The sequence below is a fragment of the Mucilaginibacter sp. CSA2-8R genome, from assembly GCF_038806765.1.
Taxonomy (GTDB): domain Bacteria; phylum Bacteroidota; class Bacteroidia; order Sphingobacteriales; family Sphingobacteriaceae; genus Mucilaginibacter.
The window spans coordinates 104,548-127,746 of record NZ_CP152389.1 but is presented as its reverse complement, the minus strand read 5'-3'; the positions used below and the strand labels follow the sequence as shown (position 1 = coordinate 127,746).

The following is a 23,199-nucleotide window of genomic DNA, read 5'->3' as shown; positions in this document are numbered from 1 at the left end:
TACTAAAATTACCGGCTGCCTTTAATAGCCTGCACTTTAAGGTTTGGCCTTAAAACCCTACTTTTGAGGATTGATGACAGCCCGAAATAAAATATACTTTGCCTCTGATATTCACTTGGGTGCGTTGGGCTACCAAAGCAGCCGCGACCGCGAAGCCCGTATAGTGCGCTGGCTAGACAGCATTAAGCACGATGCACACGAGCTGTTTTTGGTAGGTGATGTATTTGATTTTTGGTTTGAGTATAAAACGGTAGTTCCGCGCGGCTACATCCGTTTTTTGGGTAAACTGGCCGAACTGGTAGATAGCGGTATAAAGCTGTACCTGTTTAAAGGCAACCACGACATGTGGATGTTTGACTACTTTGTGAAAGAACTCAACGCTACCATCATCAGTGATGAATTGATTTTAGAGCGGCAGGGTAAAAAATTATACCTGCACCATGGCGACGGCCTTGGGCCCGGCGATAATAAATACAAAATGCTCAAAAAAATATTCCGCAGCCCTTTGTGCCAGTGGATGTTTGAGCGCCTGCACCCTAATTTGGGCGTAGGTATTGCCAACCGGTGGTCGCAGCATAGCCGTTTGGCTAATGCCGACGGGCAAGAGCAAAAGCTGTTTGAAAATGAATGGCTGGTAAGCTTTGCCCGCGATGTACTTAAAACCGCACATTACGACTACTTTATTTTTGGCCACCGCCACATCCCGATGGTGATTGACCTATCGGCCGGTAGTAAATATGTAAACCTGGGCGAGTGGATTTTTAGTAACTCTTACGCCGTAATGCAAAATGGCACCGTGCAGCTTTGCTATTTTGAACAAGAGGCGCCGGTTGTTCAAAACACCGTTGCATAAATTCAAAATAGGTTATAAAAAACAACGCCATTCCTGTACAGGAATGGCGTTGTTTTTTATATGAGGGGCGGTTAGTAAATACTATGATACACCAAAAGGTGCAACCAGCGCTACTACCTGAGCCATAGTTAACGGCTCGTCAAAGCTTTCAATAGCGGCAGTGATAGATGTAGTACCACTTACTGCTGGCAGTTTGGTAACATCCAGGCCACCTTGCATCACGTTATTTTCGCCGGCGTAGTTACCGTCTACGGCAGAAATACCGGTATCATTAGCCATTGAAGCGCTACCCGAAATCCAAGGTTTAATATTAACACCTCTTGATCTGCGGATTTGGCGAACGGCCGAAGCATGACGGGCCTCAACCGAGTGGATAGCCAATGCAGCAGATAATACGGTTTGATTACCTAACAGGTTAGGCGCCTGTCCTTTGTAAGCACGCACACCGGTATCTTCTAAAGCCTGAGCAACCGCCAGGAAGGTATCGTAATTGGTAAATACCGTCGGAAAAGTACCTTTAGCAGTAAAATCGTAAGATGCAGCGGGTTTTACCGCAGCCGAACCCAAAATCCCTTGTAAAAATGCAACGTGTTGGTTTTCGTGGCCCTGTGCTGTAGTCAGGTATGCTTTATCGGCCGCAGGGATGTTTAAAGCAGTTGCGGCAACGCCCTGGTTGTAAAAGGCAGCTTCCAGGTACTCCAGTTTTAACGCGTAGTTTAATACATCGTTAACACCTACAGTTGCAGTTTGGCCATACGCTTTTTTAAACAACACGCTAACAGCGAATGGTAAAGCGGCTACGGCTACTTTCGAACCAAAGCTGGTAATATTTTTAATAGCAGCACGGCGCGGACTTACTCTGTCCTGAAATTCCGGATCTACTTTTTCTATTTCTGATATGATATTGAAAAAATTCATGATAAAGACAGATTAAATGTTGTAACCATAATTGTTAGCACTCACCTTGGTACTCAAGAACATGTTAGCTGTTGGCAAAACCTGGGCAATCGGCATTACTTTATCCAAACCGTTATTGTCTACCACAGTATTATCTGCATAGCTACCAGGGCTGATCAGGTTACGGATGTAAGCCGCGTGACGGGCCTCTACCGATACAATTTTACCGGCCAATGTTAAGTAACCAGCATCTTTAATTAAATAACCTGCACCGTTGTAAGCAGCAACACCTAAATCTTCGAAAGCTTTAGCAGTGTTTAATACGCTGGTACGATCGGCAAAGTTGATGGCGGTAAAATCTACGGTTAAACCCATGATGGCATTACCACCTAAGGCAGCTTTAAAAAACTCGCGGTGGGCTACTTCGTGGTCGCGGATGTCGGTTAACAGCGCAGTCTCGGTAGCGGTGATGTTAGCATAAGGAGAAGCAGCTACACGTACATAAAACGCAGCTTCTAACTGCTCCAGCGCATAGGCATAGTTCAGGATGCCTACATCGCCCGAACCGATATCGATAACGTTTGATGAATTGTTGTTTTTGTCTTTTTTACATGCACTGGCCATGGCGATGGTACCAGCGGCAACCCCAATACCGGCATAGCGTAAAAAAGACCGGCGGGCCATATTTTCACGAAGGGTTTCTTCTTGTGGTAATGTTTCCATAATAAATGTTATTAATTAGATCCTCAGTAAGTTGGTTTATTATAACATAACGAATACCGTGTGACGCTGGATTGACAAAAACTACTTATTATCAACAACTTATACGAGTAATCTAAATAGGAGTAAGAACGGAGCCCAGATGTCAGAAGTTGGTGAGCCTGTTTTGGCTTTAGATGGACCTGCTAAAACGAAATTGCAGAGCGTATAAGCAATTTTGTGTTTTATAAGGTTACCTACTGAAACTCAGTATATCATTTTACTTCAGGCTTACTTACTGTATTCACTTATATGCAAAATTTTGCATGAGTTTGCGTATTTTTGTGAAATTTTTTGCAGAGAGTTGCTCCGGGACATATTTTTATTTTGCCCGAAACAGCGCTGCAACCACGCCGAGGAGATAGATATACCATGTTAGATAAATTAGAAGCGATCAGAGACCGCTGGCAAACCGTTGAAAACGAATTAAGCAGCCCGGATGCCATGGCTGACATGAAACGTTTTGCCCAGCTCAATAAAGAGTATAAAGATTTGGGTGTTATTGTAGATCAGTATAAGATTTACGCCAACATCATGAGCAATATAGACGCCAACAAAGAAATTTTAGCTACCGAAAAAGACGAAGACTTTCGTGAGATGGCTAAAATGGAACTAGACGAACTGATTGCCCAGCGCGAAGAGAAAGAAGAAGAAATCCGTTTGATGCTGATTCCGAAAGATCCGGAAGATGCGCGCCCTGCTATTGTGGAGATTCGCGGTGGTACCGGTGGCGACGAGGCCGCCCTTTTTGCCGGCGACTTGTACCGCATGTATATGCGTTATTGCGAGCGTATGGGCTGGCGTACTGAACTGGTGGATTACACCGAGGGTACCTCGGGCGGTTATAAAGAGATTGTGTTTAACGTAAACGCCGAAGATGCTTACGGTACCTTGAAATACGAATCGGGCGTACACCGGGTGCAGCGCGTGCCCGATACCGAAACCCAGGGCCGTGTACATACCTCGGCCGCATCGGTAGTGGTATTGCCCGAGGCTGATGAGTTTGATATTGATTTAAAAGTGAGCGATATCCGTAAGGATTTGTTCTGTGCTTCGGGCCCGGGCGGACAGTCGGTAAACACCACGTATTCGGCCGTGCGTTTAACGCACATCCCTACCGGTATTGTGGCCCAGTGCCAGGACCAGAAATCGCAGCTCAAAAACTACGACAAGGCTTTACAGGTATTACGTTCGCGTATTTATGAGGTAGAATTGCAGAAACACCTGGAGGTAACCTCTAAAAAACGTAAAACCATGGTATCTACCGGCGACCGGTCGGCCAAGGTGCGTACCTATAATTATCCGCAGGGCCGGGTTACCGAGCACCGCATTGGTTTAACCATTTACAACCTGCCCAACGTAATGAACGGTGATTTACAGGAGATTATGGAATCGCTGCAGTTTGCCGAAAACGCCGAGAAACTGAAAGAAGGCACGGTAGCTTAATTATTTCAGAAAAAGTTGAAATAATTTTTGCTTACTGCCGTCCAATTTCTATATTTGCATTCCCAAACGGGAGGAGTGGTAGTTCAGCTGGTTAGAATACATGCCTGTCACGCATGGGGTCGCGGGTTCGAGTCCCGTCCATTCCGCAAAAAGCGCTTACATCATTGATGTAAGCGCTTTTTTTGTTTGGGGGGGGAGTTCTTTTAAGGAACGAGTATTCATCGCTTTACCTTGTTCAAGATACTCGCGCCGGTATAGAAGAATTATTTAACATTTGTATTCTAGTTTTCATGTTATTTGATTATGCAATGATTAGTCATCAATAGATAATTTTTTTCATTGTTATTAATTTGAAAATGTTTTCCCTTGATGACAATTAATAATTATAAGCTAGCTTAATTAAAGCATTGTATATAAAAAGAAAAAAAACAAGAGTATGTGTCAGATTTATAAAAACACATAACATAAAATCTCCTCACTTACATATTATGTAATTTTCATATATTTGTTATTATCGCGATTTTAAGTGCTTAAACTATCACATCCAGATTATTTTTTACCTACCGTTGAAGCTGTTGCTGCTGGAAATATTTTGCGGACTGGTACCACACTTCCACAAATTGTGACAGGTATCTGTATGCAAACTGGAACAAAATCAGATTACGTTGTAAAATTTATTACATCCCCCCGGATGTCTCCCGAAGCAAGTGCAAGGGAACTTATCGCTGCGCTTATGGCGCGTGAACTTGATTTCATTGTTCCTGAACCAGTACTTATACATATCTCTGATGCTTTTGTCGAAACAATGCGAGGCGATGAAAACTTTCATATTGCATCAAATAGCTTGGGCTTTAATTTTGGAAACGAATACAAAACAGGGTATTTTCCCGTTTTAAAAGATCAACAAATTAATTCTGAATTAGAATCAAAATTAATAGATCTATATGCTTTCGACATTATGATTAGCAATGCAGATCGTCGATTAGAAAAGCCCAATTTTTTGACCAATGGAGATGAAATTTTAATATTTGATCATGAACTAGCGTTTGGATTTACTTTGGAGATTCCTTTTTTAAGAAATCCAGAACCTTGGACGATTAGAGAACAGGATTTAACTTGGATAAGAGATAATTTTTGCTTTGTCAGAATTAAAGGTAAACAGTTTGATTTTTCAAAATTCCAAGAAAAATTAAAATTCATAGACGACTCTTTCTGGAACAAAATTGAAACCATTCTACCTGCCGACTGGTTAACTGCCCAAGCTGGTGATATAAAAATTTATATAAGTCAACTAATTTCAAATGCGGATTTGTTTGCGAATGAGCTAAATCGGATACTATTATGAAAACATTTGAGTATCAAATTATAAGATATCTTCATGATCGGACAACAGGAGAATTTGTTAATGTTGGCGTCATATTATATGAACCGGAAAGTCGTTTCCTAGATACTAAGATACTGTCTAGGTTTAGCCGAATTTCCAGCTTTTTTGAAGAATTTAATGGCTATTTTTTGCTTAGCACGTTAAAACATTTTCAAAAAGCAATACGATCTGTCAATCTAGATCTAATATTTTTTAATTCTAGTAATTTCAAGCAGGCGTCAAATAAGTTTGGCTTAACTGAGATTACCAATAAAATTTTGATTCCTGATGACAGCGCATTATATGTTTCTGAATCAAAAAAGGCGCTGGACCTCGATCCACAAAAAGCTCTTGATGATTTATATGATCGCTTAGTTGACAAATATACAGCAGACCCTCATAAAGAGATTCATACCGATGCTTACGCTTGGAATAAAGTTTACAAAACTCATTTTGATAAATTAGGAATTACAGCAAGACTTAAAGATCATACGGTTAAAACCGACAATGATAAAATTACATTTGACAAAGCGTGGAAAAACGGAGTTTGGAACTGCTATCAAAGCCTATCGTTTGATCTAAAAAAAGATGATGCTATCAAAAACAAAGTCTACAAGTGGTCTGGAATAATTAAAGAACTTGAGTCTTCTAAAGAAAAAATAAATCTTTATTTTCTGACAACATCTCCAAAAACGAACGAGCAATTAAGCTCTTTTATTAAAGACACTCTTTCTCAAAGCGATGATGATATTAAAGTTACCATTATTACAGAGAATGAAGCAGAGCAGTTTGCTAGAAAAGTCAAGTTAGCAATAGAGAAAACTTATTAAATTATTTTTCATTGTTGTAATCCTCTCCCGATATTATAACACTTTTGTTATCTTAAACAAATAATCGGTAACACAGATTGTTCTTTGTAAATGAGTCGTGACTTTAATAACGTAATTTAGTAAGCTGTTTAAATAAGAGCTTTGAACAGCTTACTGGCAACAATATTATGTTGAGTTTTCTTGCAATTTGAAACACTTGTAATATTTTGTTGATATCAGAAGTAAGTATGAAAACTTGTCGTTGTTGAATGACTGAACTTACTCTTGAGCAATTAATATCATTGGATTTTTTTAAGATCCTTAAAAGGCGTTAGCTTATCATAGCGTATTCTATATTTTTTTGTCTCGCTTTTAACAATCCAAATCTTATCTGATTCAGGATCGACCGAGATAATGGGATCGGTAATTTCAATTCCTGAGTCACCAAAATCCAAATCCTTTCCTAGAAGCTTGCCTGTAACCTTTTTATTAGCTTCAAAAACAAGCGTTCCTCCTGGAGGGATTTGCTTTAAGGACTCATAGAATTTTATCTTTAGAAGAAAAGGATTATCTAAAGCTACTTCATGCATACCATTCTTTACAATATTAGCTAAATGCTCTGCATGGGCAAGCACAGATGGTGAATAATCGGCGACAGAACCTTCGAAACGTATTTCAAAAGCTTTTTCGAGTACTCTTAAATTTTGGAAGAAGTTTAACATTTCCTTAAAATATGTTGGCTCTACATTTATTTTTTCTGCTGTTATATCGTACTTAACACCATCAACGAATGCTATAGCTTTTCTTCCAGTATAATACATAGCCAGCGCTGTAAATATCTTAATCCCTTTATTAGTGGATGGAAGCACCTTTGGATTTTTTAAATTAAGATTTACCTCAAAGCCATTTTTTATAAAATCAAATTTTACAATAAATCCGAATGTATCTATTTCAGCTTCTATCTTAATCTTCTTATCACTGATTTTGATTATTTCTAAGTTGAAATTTTCTATGTAGATATCATCTTCAGGTAAATCTATAGCACAGCTTCTTTTGTTAGGCAGCGTCATTACAACTAACTCCGAAATGTTATTAAGGCCAAGATTCATTTTAAAATCTTCTACAAAATATTCAAGGCTTGCTAGGCTTTGTAATGGTATTGACACCTTTTTGCCAATACCCTCATTTACCAATCGATTTATTTGCTTAGCAATTTTCTCATCTGAGATTGTAAAATTAATTTTTTGCTTACTTAATCCGTTGGGGCGGCTAAGACTACTTAACTTAGGCTCACCACCTTCATTACTGATGACGGAGTTGAAGTCATGAAGTTGCATATACTGATTAAAAGTATCTTGAGATACTGTTCTATTTTCTAAATCAGCGGCAAGATTTAGCTTTAATGTTTCATCCAGTCTATTTAAAAAACTGTCAGCATTCATATCAATATACTCGATTTTTCGCTGCTCCAATTTTTTCCTCTTCAATTCGGGCCAGTTGGGTGCAACCAAAAAGCGTTGCTTACGGTTATCGCCAACAACCCTATCTACAACATCAATCCAAGACCAGACGTTTTCATCTTCAAAGCCATAAGCAAGGAACAATAAAGTTTTTGTTGCAAAAACATTTAAGAGGGAACTCCAAAAGGCATCTTTTAAATCTATAGTTTGGAATTTAGCATAGTCATCATCAGTTATGACGATACCCCCCATATTACTCAAATCTCCATGGGGCTTGTAAATGATTGGCAAACCCACTTCAATATCCGGCACGTCTCTTCCCGTTCTGACTATAACAGCGCGATGGGCATAGCTACCATCAATCAAAGAATCATAATTGGTTGTAATGATTTGCTTAAAGTGAGGAATGCGACTCAACATTTCATGTAAATGAGTTGCCTCCGGCTTACGATCAAACTCTTTTCGCAATACTCTATTAAGTGTATTCCGCGATCCGTTTTGCAAAGCAACTAAAGCGCCTGCCGTTTGACGTAATGAAGGAGCAGAGCCGAGTTGTGCTTTTTCATCCTCAGATAACTCATCCATTAATTTGGTTTGTAATTGAGCACCCGATGGGAATCCTGCATACATTGAAAAGCCAGCACCGATCCAAATTGCTACATCTTCTTTTCTTATTAGCTTTAAAATACTATCCAACCTCATTCAGTAAAATTAAAATCTTTTACCGCTTCTATAAATCTTTGTTGAAAAACTGTATAAACTCAAATATCTTTTTCGGAATGTTTCCCTTATTTAAAAGCAATAGTTTTTTATTGATAATTCTAACATAAATTCTAACGTTCTTAAACTTTTATTAAAAAGCTCCATCTGATATGTTTTCACCCCCACTCCGTCGGCGCTTTCCCAAACTTCTTCTTAAACGAATGCGAAAAATGCGAGAGGCTTTCGAAGCCGAGATCGAGGTAAATGGCGGTGGGTTTGCGGTGCTGGTGTTCGATGAGGCGGCGGGCTTCGGTAAGGCGTTTATCCTGCAGCCATTGGCGGGGTGCCATGGCAAACGTTTTCTGGAAGTCGCGCTTAAAGCCGGCCAGGCTACGCCCGGTAAGCTGGGCAAACTTTTCGACCGGCAGGTTAAAATGAAAATTGCGCAGCATAAACTTTTCGAGGTCTATTTTATGCGGTTCCGAAAAGTCGAACAAAAAGTTGCGCAGGGCAGGCATGGCCAACAGTAACAGCTTCACCCCTTCTTTCACCTTCAAAATACCCATCTCGTCGGTCATGGCCGCGCCCGAGCTGCGGGCATAAGGCACAATGGATTGAAAGTACCCCTGCAAAAACTCGTTCACTGGTATCAACAAATTAGGCGGACCAATATACTTGCGGTCCGCCTCTATTTTTTCTTCCAGCGCTATTTTACGCATCAGGTCTTCCTGCAGCGATATTACAATGGTTTCGTAGTTAGCGCCAGGCAGCGGCGTTTTAATAAGCGTACCCGCCTGGTTTTTGCCAATCAGCAGCACATCGCCGCCGGTCATGGTAATGGTTTGCCCCACAGTTTCCATGGTAAACCGGCCCGACACCTGAAATACCAGCGTGGGGTGGTTCCAAAAGCAAACCTTCTCTTTCCGTTCGGCCGAGAGGTACGAATAAAAAATCACCCCCGGTAATATCTCTGCTGGACTGGTCATTTTTAGCGTTGTAAATAAGTGCCGCCCACAATGGCGCCCGGTGCAAAAGTAGTGTTTAAAGTATTCAGTTCCTGGGGTGTAAAGGTAAGGTGCATGGCCTCGATGTTTTCGGGCAGGCGGCTGCGGCGGCTCATGCTTACCAGCGGCATGATGTGCTGGCCTTGTGCATTAACCCAGGCAATAGCCAGTTGAGTAGGCGTTACGCCTTTTTGCTGCGCCAGCTGCTTTAACACCTCTACTTTTTCCAGGTTTTTCACCAGATTATCACCCTGAAAGCGCGGAAAATGGCTTTGGTAGCTGTTTTCGGGTAGCGGGGCTTTCATATCGCCGCTCAGCAAACCTTCGGCGGTATTGGCAAAGGCTATTACGCCGATGCCTAACTCTTTAGCGGTGGGTAGCAAATCGTGCTCAATCTGGCGGTCGGCCAGCGAGTAGCCAATTTCGAGCGCGGTAACCGGGTGTACGGCATGGGCCTGGCGCAACTGGTCGGGCGTAATTTCTGATACCCCTAAATGGCGCACCTTGCCTTCTTTAATCAGGTCGGCCACGGTGCCAATAATATCCTCGACCGGTACGCTGCCATCCATGCGGCTGGGCTGATACAAATCAATGGTCTCTATCCCCAAACGGGTAAGCGAGTAGTTGATAAAGTTTTTGATAGACAGCGGGCGCAAGTCCATACCCAGCCAATGCCCGTTATGAAATATAGCGCCGAATTTTACGCTGATAAAAGCCTCATCACGGCGGTGTTTAATGGCCCGGCCAATCAGCATTTCGTTGTGTCCGGCCCCGTAAAAGTCGCCAGTATTTAAAAAGTTAATACCGTTATCCAGCGCCTCGTGAATGGTGGCGATGCTCTCGGTTTCATCAGGCGTTGGTCCGCCCCAGATAGACGACATGCGCATACAGCCCAGCCCCAGTTTACTCACCAGCGGGCCGTTTTGCCCTAAATTAATTTTTTCGATAGTTTTCATAGTTGACTTTTTGTGTTTTAACATTACAAAGATGAGGCAACTACAAAATCATTAATTACCTGCAAGGCTCAATTTACTTGTCTGGGTGGCTCAAGATTGGTGATTTCGCTGATTGAAGAGTGATTTCATTGATTTCTTTTTGATTACGCTGATGGGAAAAGATAATTTGATTTAAGACTCAATAACTGATAACCGAATAACTTAGTAACTGAATCACCTAATAACTTAAAACACAAAGAGCCTCCTTTAAGGAAGCTCTTCGTGTTTATGAATACATTATGCTTATCTGGCGCCTGGAGGGCAGTGTTCGCGCAGGAATTTGGTATAGGTGGCCTGTAGGTGCTGGCTGGTGCCTTCGCCTTCGTAAATACCGTGCGAACGGTTAGGATACGACATCAGCTGGAACATCTTGTTGTATTTTACCAACTGGTTAATCAGCTGCTCGGCGTTGTTGTAGTGCACGTTATCGTCGCCGGTACCGTGTACGTACAGCAGGTTGCCACGCAGGTTTTTAGCGTACGTAACCGGCGATCCTTTGATGAAGTACGAGCGGCTTTCTTCGTCAATAGGTACGCCCATGTAGCGCTCCTGGTAAATATTGTCGTAAGTTAACTGGTTACCTACGGCAGCAACGGCAATACCGGTTTTATAAATCTCCGGGTATTGGAACATCAGGTTAAGGGTTGATGAGCCGCCACCGCTCCAGCCCCAAACGGCCACGCGCGAGGTATCAATAAAGGCATTACGCTTAAACAATTCTTTAGCAGCCATGGCCTGGTCGCGCACATTCAGGATACCAATGTTGCGGTAAATAGACTTGCGCCACTCGCGGCCCTTAGGCACCGGCGACCCGCGGTTATCCATCGATACATAAATGTACCCATCGTTCATCATGTTGCCGGCATATTCGCGGTTATAACCTGCACCATACGTATCAGCAGCAGTTTGCGAAGCCGGTTCGCCGTATACGTAAAATACAATAGGGTATTTTTTAGAGGGGTCAAAGTTGGCAGGTTTCATCATCCAGCCGTCCATGCTTACGCCATCCTCGGTCTTCACGGTAAAAAACTCCGGCCTATTTTTCACGGCCGATGGGTCGACTTTAATCGTGGTAGGTTGCCCATTAAGCGGCTGGTGCGCAGGCAAACTGATGGTTTCGGTGGCTGGTGCAGTGTAGCTATTGTTAAACGAGTGGATAGCCACTAAACCGTTAGGCGCAATATCATAACGGTGGGTGCCCGGCTGGTTAGCCGGCGATACACGCTGCAAAGGGCCACCGCTTAGTTTTACCCGGTACAGGTAACGCTGGGTAGCATTTTCGGGCGATGCCATAAAGTAGATAAAACCGTTGGTTTCGTCAATCAGGTTAATGTCTACCACATCATAGTTGCCTTTGGTTAACAGTTTGGTTTGGCCAAAGCGATCAATGCTGTAGGCATGGCGCCAGCCGTCTTTTTCGCTCAGCCAGATAAACTTTTTACCTTTCTCAATCCAGTCCCAGCCTATTGGGTCGTTTTTGGCATCAATCCAGGCTTTGTCGGCCTCCTGGTAAATTATTCGCGAGGCATTGCTTGATATATTACAGATGTAAATTTTGCTTTCGTTTTGTGCGCGGTTCAGTTGCTGCAGCACCAGCTCGTTACCGTTGCCGGCCCACTCCATCCGCGGAATATAGTGCTGTATGGCATCACCCGGTACATTTACGTTGATGGTTTTACTATCGTTTACGTTCACTACTTTAATTTTGCACGAGCTTGGGTCGGTACCAGATACCGGGTACTCTACCGGCACCGTAAACGAGTAAGCCGAATCGGTAGTGTTCAGCATCAGGTAATTCCTGATCTTGGTGGCATCAATTTGCCAGTAAGCCACATTGCGGCTATCCGGCGACCATCGGAAACCGTCGCGGCAATCAAATTCTTCTTCGTAGGCCCAGTCAAAGGTACCGTTAATCATCCGGGCTGTGCCATCGGTAGTTAAAGGTTTAATGGCACCGCTGGCCAGGTCTTCTACATAAATATTGTGCCCGCTTACATAAGCAGCCTTGGTACCATCGGGCGATATTTTGGCAAACATCAGCGATGCTTCGGGCTTGCCTTTACCTAACTGGGTCAATGCTTTGGTTTTGATGTCGTACACCCAGTAATCTCCCCGGGTATCCTGGCGCCAAACGCGGCGGGTATTGGTGTTAATCAGCACCTTTTGCCTGTCGTCCGAAAAAAAGAAGCGCCTTACGGCAATAGCCGACTTGCCTGCCGGTGTTAGCGCAGCACGGTCAACCAGTACATTTTTTTTGGCCGCATCGCGGATGTCGAGTTCGGCAATTTCTCCGTTAACTGCCCGGTAATAGTGGTAACCATCAGCGGCCCACTGCAAGCCTTGTGCCTTTACGGGGCTTTGTATCAGCATGGTACCTGCCGAAAACAAAACAACCAAAACCCGTTGGCAAAATTTCATGTTCATATCAATAAAATTATTAAAATTACACAGGCTTGCTGGTGTAATGCAGCCTGAAAAATTGCGTTAAAATAATACTTTAATACAATTAGCGGTTAATGCCTTTTTATGAAAAAATTATACCTCTTATTCATCTGCTGCCTGCTGCACCAATTTACATGGGCCCAAAACGCCAACCGCAGCCGCTTTATTACCGATAGCCTGGATAACTACCTCAATAAGGCCCTGACCAACTGGCGGGTGCCGGGTGCTGCCATTTGTGTTGTGAAAGACGGGCGTATTATTTTGCGCAAGGGCTACGGTATTAAAGAACTGGGCCTGGCTACCAAGGTAGACGAGAATACCCTGTTTATGATTGGCAGCAACACCAAGGCCTTTACCGCTACGGCCATGGCCATACTGCAACTGCAAAACAAGCTGCAGTTAGATGATAAGGTAACCAAATACCTGCCCGATTTTAAACTGAACAACAAAGACGCTACCGACATGGTAACCCTGCGCGATTTGCTTTGCCACCGTATTGGCTTTGGCACCTTTCAGGGCGATTTTATTTACTGGACCAGCGACCTTACCCGCAAAGACGTAATGGAGCGCATGAGCCGCATTAAAGCCATGTACCCCTTCAGGAGTCGCTGGGGCTATACTAATGCTGCCTTTTTAACCGCAGGCGAAGTAATTGGCAAAGCAGCAGGCAAACCATGGGAAGACTATATCAAAGAAACTATTTTATCCCCTTTGGGGATGAGCAGCACGGTGGCTTTATCGGCCAGCCTGGCTACCTCGTTTAATAAATCGGCGGCACATACGCTGGTGGATGGCCGGTTGACCGCTATACCCTACCCTCAGATTGATAACCTGGCCCCTGCGGCCAGCATCAGCTCATCAGCTACCGATATGAGCAAGTGGGTAATGGCCTTACTCAATAATGGCAAGGTTGGCCCTAAAGAAATTATTCCTGCAGCAGCCATCCGGGCTACCCGCCAACCGCAGGATTTGGTAGGCAGCGACGAAGAAGGCGGCTTTACGGCGTACGGCCTAGGTTGGTTTTTAAAGGGTTACGAAGGCCACCGTATGGTGATGCATACCGGTGGGGTAAACGGCTTTGTATCGTCGGTAACGCTGGTACCCGACCAAAACCTGGGCATTGTTATTTTAACTAACACCGACCAGAACAACCTGATTGAAACCGTTAACCTGGACATTATTGATGCTTACCTTAAACGCCCATTTGTAAACCATAGCAATACGGCTTTAAACGTAGTACGTAACAGCCAGCAACGCGTATTGCAGCAAGAAAAAGCCTGGCGCGACAGTACACTGCTTAACCCCCGCCCGGCGCTTAGCCTGGATGAGTACACCGGCAAATACAGCAATGAGTTGTATGGTAACCTTACCATTACCAAAGGCGATGCTAACGATTTGGACGTACGCTTTGAGCATCACCCTAAAATGTTTGCCCGCCTGCAGCCATTGGGCGGCAACCGTTTTTATGCGACCTTTTCGGACCCAACCTTCGGGCGCACGGTTTTTCCGTTTACCGTTCAAAACAATAAAGTAACGGGTGTACGGATAAAAGTGTCTGATTTTGTGGAATACGCTCCTTACGATTTCAAGAAAAAATAAATGCGGGTGTTGGTTATGGGCTGAGCGGTTCACTTAAATACTACTATATTTAAGCCTTACTAACCGCTTCGAACATGACTAATACCTCTTCGCGCCTGCAATCGCTCGATGTTTTTCGGGGTCTTACCGTAATGATTATGACCCTGGTAAATAACCCGGGCGACTGGGGTCACATCTACCCTCCGTTAGAACACGCCGCCTGGAACGGCTGCACCCTGGCCGATTTGGTGTTTCCGTCTTTCCTGTTTATCGTGGGCGTTTCCATCGTATTTGCCATGCAAACGGCCAAGCAACAGCCCGAAAATCATGGCAGGCTCATGGTTAAAATTTTAAAGCGGGCATTGATTATTGCTGCCCTGGGGCTGTTTATGTCGTTCTTTTTAAACTGGGATTTTTCAACCCTGCGGTTTCCCGGCGTGTTGCAGCGCATTGCCGTAGTCTATCTCATCTGCGGTTTAATTTTTATCAAATCGGGCTACCGTTTTCAGGCTATATTAGCCATAATTATTTTAGTGGGCTATCATTTACTGATGACTAAAGTACCGGTACCTGATACCGGCGTAGCCAGCCTCCAGCCCGAAACCAACTTAGGTGCCTGGCTGGACCGCAACGTGTTTACGACTGCACACTTGTGGAAGCAAAGTAAAACCTGGGACCCTGAAGGCCTTTTAAGTACGCTGCCTGCTATTGCCACCGGGTTACTGGGCGTGCTCACCGGCACCTGGCTCAAACACCCAACGTATTCTCCTAAAATAAAAGTTTACGGCATGCTGGCAGCCGGAGCTTTACTAATGGCTGCCGGTTTACTATGGAATATTTGGCTGCCCATCAACAAGGCTTTATGGACCAGTTCTTTCGTGCTGTTTACCGGTGGTATCGGATTGCTTTTCTTTGCGCTTTGCTATTGGCTGATAGATATTGAGGGGTACCAAAAAGCTATTAAACCCTTTGTGGTATATGGCGTAAATGCCATCACGGTTTTTGTAGTATCCGGCCTGGCGGCCCGCAGCATGAACCGCATTATGGTAAATCACGACGGCAGCAAAACCAGTTTAAGCAATGCCCTTTACCAGCAATTTTTTGTTCCTCATTTTTCTCCCCTTAATGCATCGCTGGCCTGGGCCATTGCCTATGTTTTGGTGTGGATGATGATTTTATGGGTGATGTATAACAAACGCATTTTTATAAAAATATAACTAGCAATGACTTTAAAATCAATACTTATCGGCGCACTGTTCGTTCTGCTTTCAGCATCTTTTGCTCAGGCACAAACCACTGCCACAATAAAACCATCACAACTTAAAGCTGCCGAAGATTTAATTGCAGCCAGCAATATCGAAAGGCAGATGAGCAGCATATATGCCAACATGGTAACTGCCGCCAGCTCTCAAATACCGGAAGATAAAAAGGCGAAGTTTAAAACCATTATGCTTACCTTTTTGAGCAAGTACATGAGCTTTACCGACCTTAAGCAGGAAATGGCCCGGATTTATGCCGAGGAATTTACCGAAGCCGAGCTAAAGGAAATAACCCGTTTTTACTTAACCCCAGTAGGCAAAAAAACCATCGAAAAACTGCCATCATTGCAGCAAAAAGGCATGGCCATTGCTCAGCAAAAACTACAGGCCCACCTGCCCGAATTGCAGCAAACCATACAGGCCGAAATGGGAAAATAGTAATGCCTTTTGATTTTTTCCTGATGCTTTTATCAAAAAACGTTATGTATGCTTAGTTGGTTCAAAAGAAAAAGCAATACTAATTCCTTTCTATCTCATTGGAATATTGGGGAGCTAAATGGCTTTAAAGAGATAGATAATGACGACTCAATACAGTTTGTTGATGAAGGTTCAAATAAAATAATTTATTTCTCGACGTTACTCATTTCTAATAATAATCATTTATTACCCAACCTCCATAACGTTGAACCAACTGTATCAGAGAGCGCAAACGGATGGCAGCTTAAAGGCGTAAAAAAATCGGGTAATAAGATTCTTCTTTGTGTTATCTCATTAAAGCACCAAGATGATATTGAATGGGCAAAAAACTTTTTTAATTTGATTGTGCCAAATTCACTCGCTAATTAAAACAACTTTTTTATACAAACTACCATGAGACAGCCGCTAACAAAAATGATAACTTTGGCAGACAGTTTGACGTTTATGCACTTATGTTCGGATTTTTTAAGAAGAAAGAACCAGTAGAAATTTTTGATTACGACTTTGTGTCGGTTGATATGCACTCGCATGTGTTACCCGGTATTGATGATGGCGCACAAACGGTTGAAGATTCAGCTATTTTGATCAAAGAAATGATGGCGGCCGGTATCAAAAAAGTTATTGCTACCCCGCACATCATGGTAGATTATTTTAAAAATGATGCCGACAGCATTTTTGATGCCCTTACCCGCTTAAACGAACACCTGCAAGCCGAAGGCATTGATATACCCATTGAGGCCGCTGCCGAGCATTATTTTGACGAGCACTTCTTAAAATTGATTGACAACGGGCAGCTCATGCTTATTAAAAATCAATATGTATTGTTCGAAACTGGCTTTACAGCCAAACCACCCAATCTGATTTACACAGTACAAAAAATTGTGGATAAAGGCCTCACGCCAATCCTGGCTCATCCCGAACGTTATCCTTATTTGTCACTCGAAGAGGTGGAGAATCTGAAGGGATGGGGTTGCCGCATCCAGTTAAATACCATTAGCCTTACAGGCTATTATGGTAAAGAAATAAAACGGTCGGCTGAGGCTTTGGTAGACGGCGGATATATTGATTTTATCTCCAGCGATATGCATCACCCGCGCCATGCAGCGGCGTTTAAAAATGCGTTGCAAACTCCTTATTTAAAAAAACTAAAAGACGCCGGTCAATTACAAAATATATCCCTGTTATAAGTTAAGTTTAATTTCGAAAACGTTTAATCCGGCTTGGCAGATTTTAGATTTAATTAAATTCAAACTTCCGCAAAATGCCCTTTATGATTATGCAAAGGGCATTTTCCTTTTTTGGAATCAGTATAAATAAACCTTTTGTTAAAAGCTTTTAATAAAAACAGGTAGCTTGCTATACGTAAATCCAATTAACTTATGGAAGACCAACATAAAGGGGTTGAAGCTGAAGATACCCTTCAGCCGAAAGACAACCCACGGCGTGATTTTTTAAAAAAATCGTCGCTGCTTACGGCTGTAGCACTTACGCCTGCCGTAGCAGTTAAAGCCGCCGAAAACCACCTCGATGAAAAGGTTGCCGCCGCATTTGAAAAGCTTTCGCTTGATGTTACGGTAAACGGCACTGCACATAATTTATCTGTTGAACCACGGGTAACCCTACTTGATTTGCTGCGTGAGCAACTGCATTTAACCGGCACCAAAAAAGGCTGCGACTACGGGCAATGCGGCGCCTGTACCGTGCATGTTGACGGGCACCGGGTTAATTCCTGCCTTACCCTGGCCATGATGGTGGATGGTAAAAAGGTAACTACCATTGAAGGCTTGGCTAAAGGCGACGAACTGCACCCCATGCAGGAAGCCTTTATTAAGCACGATGGCTTTCAATGCGGCTACTGTACGCCGGGGCAAATCATGTCGGCTGTAGCCTGTATCCGCGAGGGGCATGCCAACTCGGAAACGGAAATCAGGGAGTACATGAGCGGTAATATTTGCCGTTGCGGAGCATACCCCAACATTGTAAATGCTATACAGGAAGTGAAGAACGGAGGTCAGCAGGTATGAAGCAGTTTCAATACGTTCGTCCAGCCAACCAGCAAGGCGTTTTGGCAGCTATAGCCCAACCAGGCACTAAAATTATTGCCGGGGGCAGTAACCTGGTCGATTTAATGAAGCACGGTGTGATGACTCCCGATAAACTGGTAGACATCAACAAACTCCCGTTGCGTAACATTTCGGGCATCAGCAATGGTTTACATATCGGCGCTTTGGCTTTAAATAGCCAGGTAGCCGAAGACCAGCAGGTGAAAACCAAATTCCCGCTGCTATCACAAGCTTTAAATGCTGGTGCGTCAGCACAGTTACGTAATATGGCCACTGTAGGCGGTAACATGATGCAGCGCACCCGTTGCCCTTACTTCTACGATACCGCCATGCCCTGTAATAAACGCGCACCCGGTACAGGTTGCGGCGCTAAAGAAGGTTTTAACCGGATGCATGCCATTTTTGGGTTCAGCGATAAATGTATTGCGGTACACCCCAGTGATATGTGTGTAGCATTGGCAGCACTGGATGCTACCGTACTGATACAGGGTCGTAAAGGCACAAGACATTTAAAATTTGCTGATTTTCATCGCCTGCCCGGCACTACACCCGAGCTGGATAATAACCTGGCCAAAGACGAGCTGATTACCGGCGTGGAAATACCCAACAATAATTTTGCGCAACACAGTTATTACCTCAAAGTGCGCGACCGGGCTTCTTATGCCTTTGCCTTAATATCAGTAGCTGCGGCTTTAGATATTCAAAATGGTATTATCAAAGATGCCCGGCTGGCTATGGGTGGCGTGGCGCATAAACCATGGCGCTTAACAGCCGCGGAGCAATTGTTAAAAGGCAAACCGGCTACGGTAGCCTCTTTTGAGCAGGCAGCGCAGGTTGCCATGCAGGGAGCCAAAGCATTTAAAGACAATGCTTTTAAACTTCAAATGGCACCGGCCTCCATCACTGAGGCATTAACCCACGCAGCAGGCTTAGTATAAACCATCATCCTCATGAAACAGCAAGAACTTTTAAATATACCGCCCTTTACCGAGGGTATTGACCGGGTAGATGGCCGGCTTAAAGTTACCGGAGCCGCTAAATATGCTGCCGAGTTTGAAGTGCCGGGCATGACTTACGCCGTTTTTGCCAACAGCACCATCACCAAAGGCACTATCAAGGCCATAGATACTAAAGCCGCCGAAAGAGCACCTGGTGTTTTAGCCGTGTTCACCTACTTAAATTCGCCCAAGGTTCCCGGCTATCAAACCGGCGGCGACCCAAGCAAACCTCCAACCGGCGGCGGTCCGTTAAAGCTATTTGTAGATAATACGGTAAAATATAATGGTCAGCCGGTAGCTATGGTGATTGCAGATAGCTTTGAAAGGGCCACCTACGCGGCATCGCTGGTTAAGGCTGAATATAATAAAGAGCCGCACCAAACAGATACCTCTAAAGTATTAGATAAAGCCGCCACACCTAAAGGCCCGCGCTTTTCCGACTACAAACGCGGCACGCCCGACGACTGGCAAAGCGCCCCGGTAAAACTGGAAACTGAATATGTAGTGCCCATTGATGTGCATAACCCGATGGAGCTAAGCGCCATTATTGCCCATTGGACGGCCGATGATAAGGTAACCGTTTATGACAAAACCCAAGGCGTAAAATCTACCCAAAACGCCATAGCACAAGCATTCAAGCTCCCGCCCGACAATGTACAGGTAACTGCCAAATTTGTAGGCGGAGCTTTTGGTAACGCCCTGCGTACCTGGCCGCACGAAATTGCTGCCGTAATGGCTGCCAAACAAATAAAGCGACCTGTTAAACTGGTACTTACCCGCGAAATGCAGTTTTACACAGTTGGCTACCGCCCGTATACCTGGCAAAAAATAAATATTGGAGCTACTGCTGATGGCAAATTAACCAATATTGTTCATGAAGCCCGTGCACAAACGTCAAGCTTTGAAGAGTTTACCGAAGGCACCGTTAACATGACACGTTTTATGTACGCTTGCCCCAACGTAGGTACTATTTATAAAATAACGCCTGTTGATGTAAACACACCTACCTGGATGCGTGGCCCAGGCGAAGCTACCGGCGCTTTTGCTTTGGAATGTGCGATAGACGAACTGGCTGATAAGCTCAACATGGACCCCATTGAACTGCGTGTACGCAACCATGCCGATACCGACCCCGAAAACGGGAAGCCTTTCAGCACCAAATATCTGAAAGAAGCCTACCAGATGGGAGCCGATAAAATTGGCTGGCAGAACCGCAAAAATAAGCCACGCTCAATACAAGAAGATGGTTGGTTAATTGGTTATGGCATGGGGTCGGGCGTATTTGGTGCCGGTCGTGGCCGCGCTACCGTAAAAGCCACGATGCAAAGCGATGGTACATTGTTACTGCAAACTTCGGTAACCGATATTGGCGTAGGTACAGGCACTGCCATGACACAAATAGCTTCTGAAGTATTTACCGGTATTCCAGTCAGTAAAATTAATTTTGAGTTGGGCGACTCATCCTTGCCGCCATCCCCAACACAAGGTGGTTCTATGATTACCTCAACCGTGGGTGGTGCAGTGCATGATGCCTGTGTAGCATTGAAGGAAAAATTTCAGCAGCTAATAGGTAACGGTGGCACCGATAAACCGGATTACGCACAGGTACTAAAAGATAAAAACCTGCCACAGTTAGACGTGACTATTACCTCATCAGGCAGTTCGGAGATGCGTAATTTTTCGAGCTACTCCTATTCTGTGCATTTTGTGCAGGTAAAGGTTCACCCAAAAACCGGTGTAGTACGCATTAACAAAGTAGTATCGGTAGCCGATTCCGGTCATATTGTAAGTCCTAAAACAGCACGCAGCCAGGTAATAGGCGGTGCTATAGGCGGTATTGGTATGGCCCTGATGGAAGAAGGCGTGATTGACCACCGGTTTGGCCGCTACGTTAATGCCGACCTGGCAGGTTACCATGTTCCGGTACATGCTGATATTCCGCAGATTGAAGCTTTATTTGTAAACAAGCCCGATTATAAAGTAAACCCTATGGGCGCCAAGGGCATGGGCGAAATTGCTTTAATCGGCATGTCGGCTGCGGTGGCTAATGCCGTTTACAATGCCACCGGTAAACGTGTACGCGAATTACCTATCACTCCTGATAAATTGTTAAGTTAACGTATCACCAAATAATTAAGATTAAATCCCATCAACATAAAACCTGATGGGATTTTTTATATTATTGATTAGAGTGAAAATTAAAAGAAATTATATCGCCATCGGCCTGATACTTGGTCTTGCCCTTGGTATTGCTACACGTAAATTAGTTGTTGGCCTTGCCATTGGGCTAATTATCGGATTTATAATCAACAGCCTGCAAAACCGGAAGGAAAACTAACAAAAGACATTTACAACGAAGGCCCGGCTTGCATGAAAGCAAACCGGGCCTTATTATTTTACAACAATGTATTAGGCTGTAAAAGCTTGCAAAGCTTTCTCTACACGGGCAATAGTTTCCTGTTTACCCAACAGCGCCACAATGTCAAATACATGCGGACCAAATTTACCGCCCACCAGCATCACCCGTAATGGCAGCATGGCATCACCCGCCTTTAATCCTTTTTCGGCGATTAAAGCCTTAAAGTTATTTTCTAAGTCGGCCGCACTCCAATTTTCGGTTTCCTCGATTTGTTTAATGAATGTTTTAAACAGCTCTGTCTTAGTCTCGTTCCATTTTGGCTTAACGGCATTTAAATCATACTCCTCAGGTTGCTTAAAAAAGTACCAGGCATGCTCGTAAATATCGTTGATTAAAACTAAGCGGTCTTTTACCAGTTCAATCGCTTTTGCCAGATATTCATCACTCTCAACCGTGATGCCCTTATTTTGCAAGGCAACTTTACATTCGGCCACTAATCTGTCGCTATCTATCTTTTTAATCCACTCAGCGTTGTACCATTTGGCTTTTTCATAGTCAAACTTAGCACCAGCTTTACTCACCCGGTCCATCGAAAATTTGCTTACCAATTCATCAAGCGTAAATATTTCCTGGTCGGTACCATCGTTCCAGCCCAACATCGCCAGCAGGTTTAAAAATGCCTCAGGTAAAAAACCTAACTCACGGAAACCAGGTGTCAGCTCGCCGGTTTTAGGATCGGTCCAGCTCATCGCATAAACCGGAAAGCCCAGACGTGAGCCATCGCGTTTGCTTAATTTGCCATGGCCATCAGGTTTTAATATTAAGGGCAGATGTGCCCACTCGGGCATGCTATCTTTCCAACCCAGATATTCCCACAATAACAGATGCACCGGTGCCGATGGCAACCACTCCTCGCCTCTAAAAGCATGCGAAATTTTCATCAAATAATCATCTACTACCACCGCTAAATGGTAAGTCGGCATATTATCAGCCTTTAGTAACACTTTATCATCAACCGTATTGGTATCAAAACTAACCGGTCCGCGAAGCATATCAACAAAACTGATAGTTTCATCTTCCGGCATTTTTATACGGACCACGTGCGGTGTACCGTCTTTCAATAACTGCTCCACCTCGTGCTCAGTCAAACTCAAAGAGTTACGCATCTCGTTACGGTAAGCACTACCGTACTGAAAGTTAGGTACCTCTTTGCGCTTTTGTTCCAGCTCTTCGGGCGTATCAAACGCATAATAGGCATGGCCATGCATCACCAGTTTTTCGGCGTATTCGCGGTAAAGCGGTTTGCGTTCGCTCTGGCGGTAAGGCGCAAATGGGCCTCCGGTAAGTGCGCTTTCGTCAGGATTTAAGCCGCACCATTTTAAACAATCAAATATATAGGCTTCGGCACCTTCCACGTAACGGTTTTGATCGGTGTCTTCAATACGTAAGATAAAAGTGCCGTTGTGTTTACGGGCAAACAGGTAATTAAATAATACCGTGCGTACACCACCCAGGTGCAAACCACCGGTAGGACTGGGTGCAAAACGCACCCTTACTTGTTGATTTGACATGCAACAAATATAAGTTTAGTTGAGCAGTATGCTGATTGGCTTACTGTCAAAAAAAGGAATCCCATCAAAATAAAGCCTATAAATCAGCCTTTCACATGCCTATTTATCATTTAAAAGACCAGTTTAAATTTTTAATGACAATTAAATGAAACGGTGATTTATTT

The 23,199-nt window shown here is 43.9% G+C and carries 20 protein-coding genes and 1 tRNA gene; 14 read left to right on the top strand and 7 right to left on the bottom strand.

The genetic code is table 11. The annotated features are described in order from the left end of the window. The first annotated feature begins 73 nt into the window (after positions 1-73). Complete coding sequence (locus tag AAGR14_RS00530; RefSeq protein ID WP_342646637.1) at positions 74-853, top strand: UDP-2,3-diacylglucosamine diphosphatase; 780 nt, start codon at positions 74-76, stop codon at positions 851-853. Positions 854-934: 81 nt separating this feature from the next. Here the strand turns inward: AAGR14_RS00530 and AAGR14_RS00525 are convergent, their stop codons facing one another. Together AAGR14_RS00525 and AAGR14_RS00520 are read right to left on the bottom strand one after the other, a co-directional pair. Next, complete coding sequence (locus tag AAGR14_RS00525; protein WP_342646636.1) at positions 935-1,771, bottom strand: ferritin-like domain-containing protein; 837 nt, start codon at positions 1,769-1,771, stop codon at positions 935-937. Positions 1,772-1,783: 12 nt separating this feature from the next. Beyond that, complete coding sequence (locus AAGR14_RS00520; RefSeq protein WP_342646635.1) at positions 1,784-2,473, bottom strand: ferritin-like domain-containing protein; 690 nt, start codon at positions 2,471-2,473, stop codon at positions 1,784-1,786. Positions 2,474-2,881: 408 nt separating this feature from the next. Between AAGR14_RS00520 and prfA the strand changes: the two genes are divergently transcribed. The 4 genes from prfA to AAGR14_RS00500 all read left to right on the top strand — a co-directional run bounded on the left by prfA (position 2,882) and on the right by AAGR14_RS00500 (position 6,148). Next, positions 2,882-3,955: a peptide chain release factor 1 gene (prfA, locus tag AAGR14_RS00515; RefSeq protein ID WP_342646634.1), complete on the top strand. Its 1,074-nt coding sequence runs from the start codon at positions 2,882-2,884 to the stop codon at positions 3,953-3,955. Positions 3,956-4,027: 72 nt separating this feature from the next. Beyond that, a tRNA-Asp gene (locus AAGR14_RS00510) sits at positions 4,028-4,101 on the top strand. A 380-nt stretch (positions 4,102-4,481) separates the two neighbouring features. Continuing rightward, positions 4,482-5,300 (top strand): HipA family kinase, encoded by an 819-nt coding sequence (locus AAGR14_RS00505; RefSeq protein ID WP_342646633.1) that lies wholly within the window; start codon positions 4,482-4,484, stop codon positions 5,298-5,300. Further along, on the top strand, positions 5,297-6,148 hold the full coding sequence (locus tag AAGR14_RS00500) for a DUF3037 domain-containing protein (RefSeq protein WP_342646632.1): 852 nt from the start codon (positions 5,297-5,299) through the stop codon (positions 6,146-6,148). Before AAGR14_RS00505 ends, AAGR14_RS00500 begins: the two co-directional genes overlap by 4 nt. A gap of 278 nt (positions 6,149-6,426) precedes the next feature. Here AAGR14_RS00500 and AAGR14_RS00495 read toward each other — a convergent pair whose 3' ends face one another. The 4 genes from AAGR14_RS00495 to AAGR14_RS00480 form a co-directional block, all read right to left on the bottom strand. Beyond that, the gene (locus tag AAGR14_RS00495; protein WP_342646631.1) at positions 6,427-8,283 is read right to left on the bottom strand and encodes an SIR2 family protein; all 1,857 of its coding nucleotides are present in this window, start codon (positions 8,281-8,283) and stop codon (positions 6,427-6,429) included. Positions 8,284-8,465: 182 nt separating this feature from the next. Next, entirely contained in the window at positions 8,466-9,275 is an 810-nt protein-coding gene (locus tag AAGR14_RS00490) for an AraC family transcriptional regulator (RefSeq protein WP_342646630.1), read from the bottom strand. 2 nt (positions 9,276-9,277) lie between these two features. Beyond that, positions 9,278-10,249: an aldo/keto reductase gene (locus AAGR14_RS00485; protein WP_342646629.1), complete on the bottom strand. Its 972-nt coding sequence runs from the start codon at positions 10,247-10,249 to the stop codon at positions 9,278-9,280. A 282-nt stretch (positions 10,250-10,531) separates the two neighbouring features. Next, on the bottom strand, positions 10,532-12,712 hold the full coding sequence (locus AAGR14_RS00480) for a S9 family peptidase (protein ID WP_342646628.1): 2,181 nt from the start codon (positions 12,710-12,712) through the stop codon (positions 10,532-10,534). A 102-nt stretch (positions 12,713-12,814) separates the two neighbouring features. Here AAGR14_RS00480 and AAGR14_RS00475 point away from each other — a divergent pair, with 102 nt between their 5' ends. From AAGR14_RS00475 to AAGR14_RS00435, 9 genes are all read left to right on the top strand, one after another. After that, entirely contained in the window at positions 12,815-14,329 is a 1,515-nt protein-coding gene (locus AAGR14_RS00475; RefSeq protein ID WP_342646627.1) for a serine hydrolase, read from the top strand. Positions 14,330-14,403: 74 nt separating this feature from the next. Then, a complete protein-coding gene (locus AAGR14_RS00470) occupies positions 14,404-15,525 on the top strand; it encodes a heparan-alpha-glucosaminide N-acetyltransferase domain-containing protein (RefSeq protein ID WP_342646626.1) in 1,122 nt (373 codons plus the stop codon). Between the two features lie 6 nt (positions 15,526-15,531). Continuing rightward, positions 15,532-16,005, top strand: a complete 474-nt coding sequence (locus tag AAGR14_RS00465; RefSeq protein WP_342646625.1) for a DUF2059 domain-containing protein — start codon at positions 15,532-15,534, stop codon at positions 16,003-16,005. A 48-nt stretch (positions 16,006-16,053) separates the two neighbouring features. Continuing rightward, positions 16,054-16,413 carry a hypothetical protein gene (locus tag AAGR14_RS00460; protein ID WP_342646624.1) on the top strand — a complete coding sequence of 120 codons (360 nt, stop codon included), beginning with the start codon at positions 16,054-16,056 and terminating at the stop codon, positions 16,411-16,413. An 83-nt stretch (positions 16,414-16,496) separates the two neighbouring features. After that, positions 16,497-17,231, top strand: coding sequence for a CpsB/CapC family capsule biosynthesis tyrosine phosphatase (locus tag AAGR14_RS00455; protein WP_342646623.1), 735 nt, complete (start codon positions 16,497-16,499; stop codon positions 17,229-17,231). Between the two features lie 192 nt (positions 17,232-17,423). After that, a complete protein-coding gene (locus tag AAGR14_RS00450) occupies positions 17,424-18,068 on the top strand; it encodes a (2Fe-2S)-binding protein (protein WP_342646622.1) in 645 nt (214 codons plus the stop codon). Beyond that, the gene (locus tag AAGR14_RS00445) at positions 18,065-19,045 is read left to right on the top strand and encodes a xanthine dehydrogenase family protein subunit M (RefSeq protein ID WP_342646621.1); all 981 of its coding nucleotides are present in this window, start codon (positions 18,065-18,067) and stop codon (positions 19,043-19,045) included. The genes AAGR14_RS00450 and AAGR14_RS00445 overlap by 4 nt, the downstream gene beginning before the upstream one ends. A 12-nt stretch (positions 19,046-19,057) precedes the next feature. Beyond that, a complete protein-coding gene (locus tag AAGR14_RS00440; protein ID WP_342646620.1) occupies positions 19,058-21,223 on the top strand; it encodes a xanthine dehydrogenase family protein molybdopterin-binding subunit in 2,166 nt (721 codons plus the stop codon). 46 nt (positions 21,224-21,269) lie between these two features. After that, a complete protein-coding gene (locus AAGR14_RS00435; protein WP_342646619.1) occupies positions 21,270-21,443 on the top strand; it encodes a hypothetical protein in 174 nt (57 codons plus the stop codon). A 71-nt stretch (positions 21,444-21,514) separates the two neighbouring features. Here AAGR14_RS00435 and gltX read toward each other — a convergent pair whose 3' ends face one another. Beyond that, the gene (gltX, locus tag AAGR14_RS00430; protein ID WP_342646618.1) at positions 21,515-23,035 is read right to left on the bottom strand and encodes a glutamate--tRNA ligase; all 1,521 of its coding nucleotides are present in this window, start codon (positions 23,033-23,035) and stop codon (positions 21,515-21,517) included. Positions 23,036-23,199: the final 164 nt, after the last annotated feature.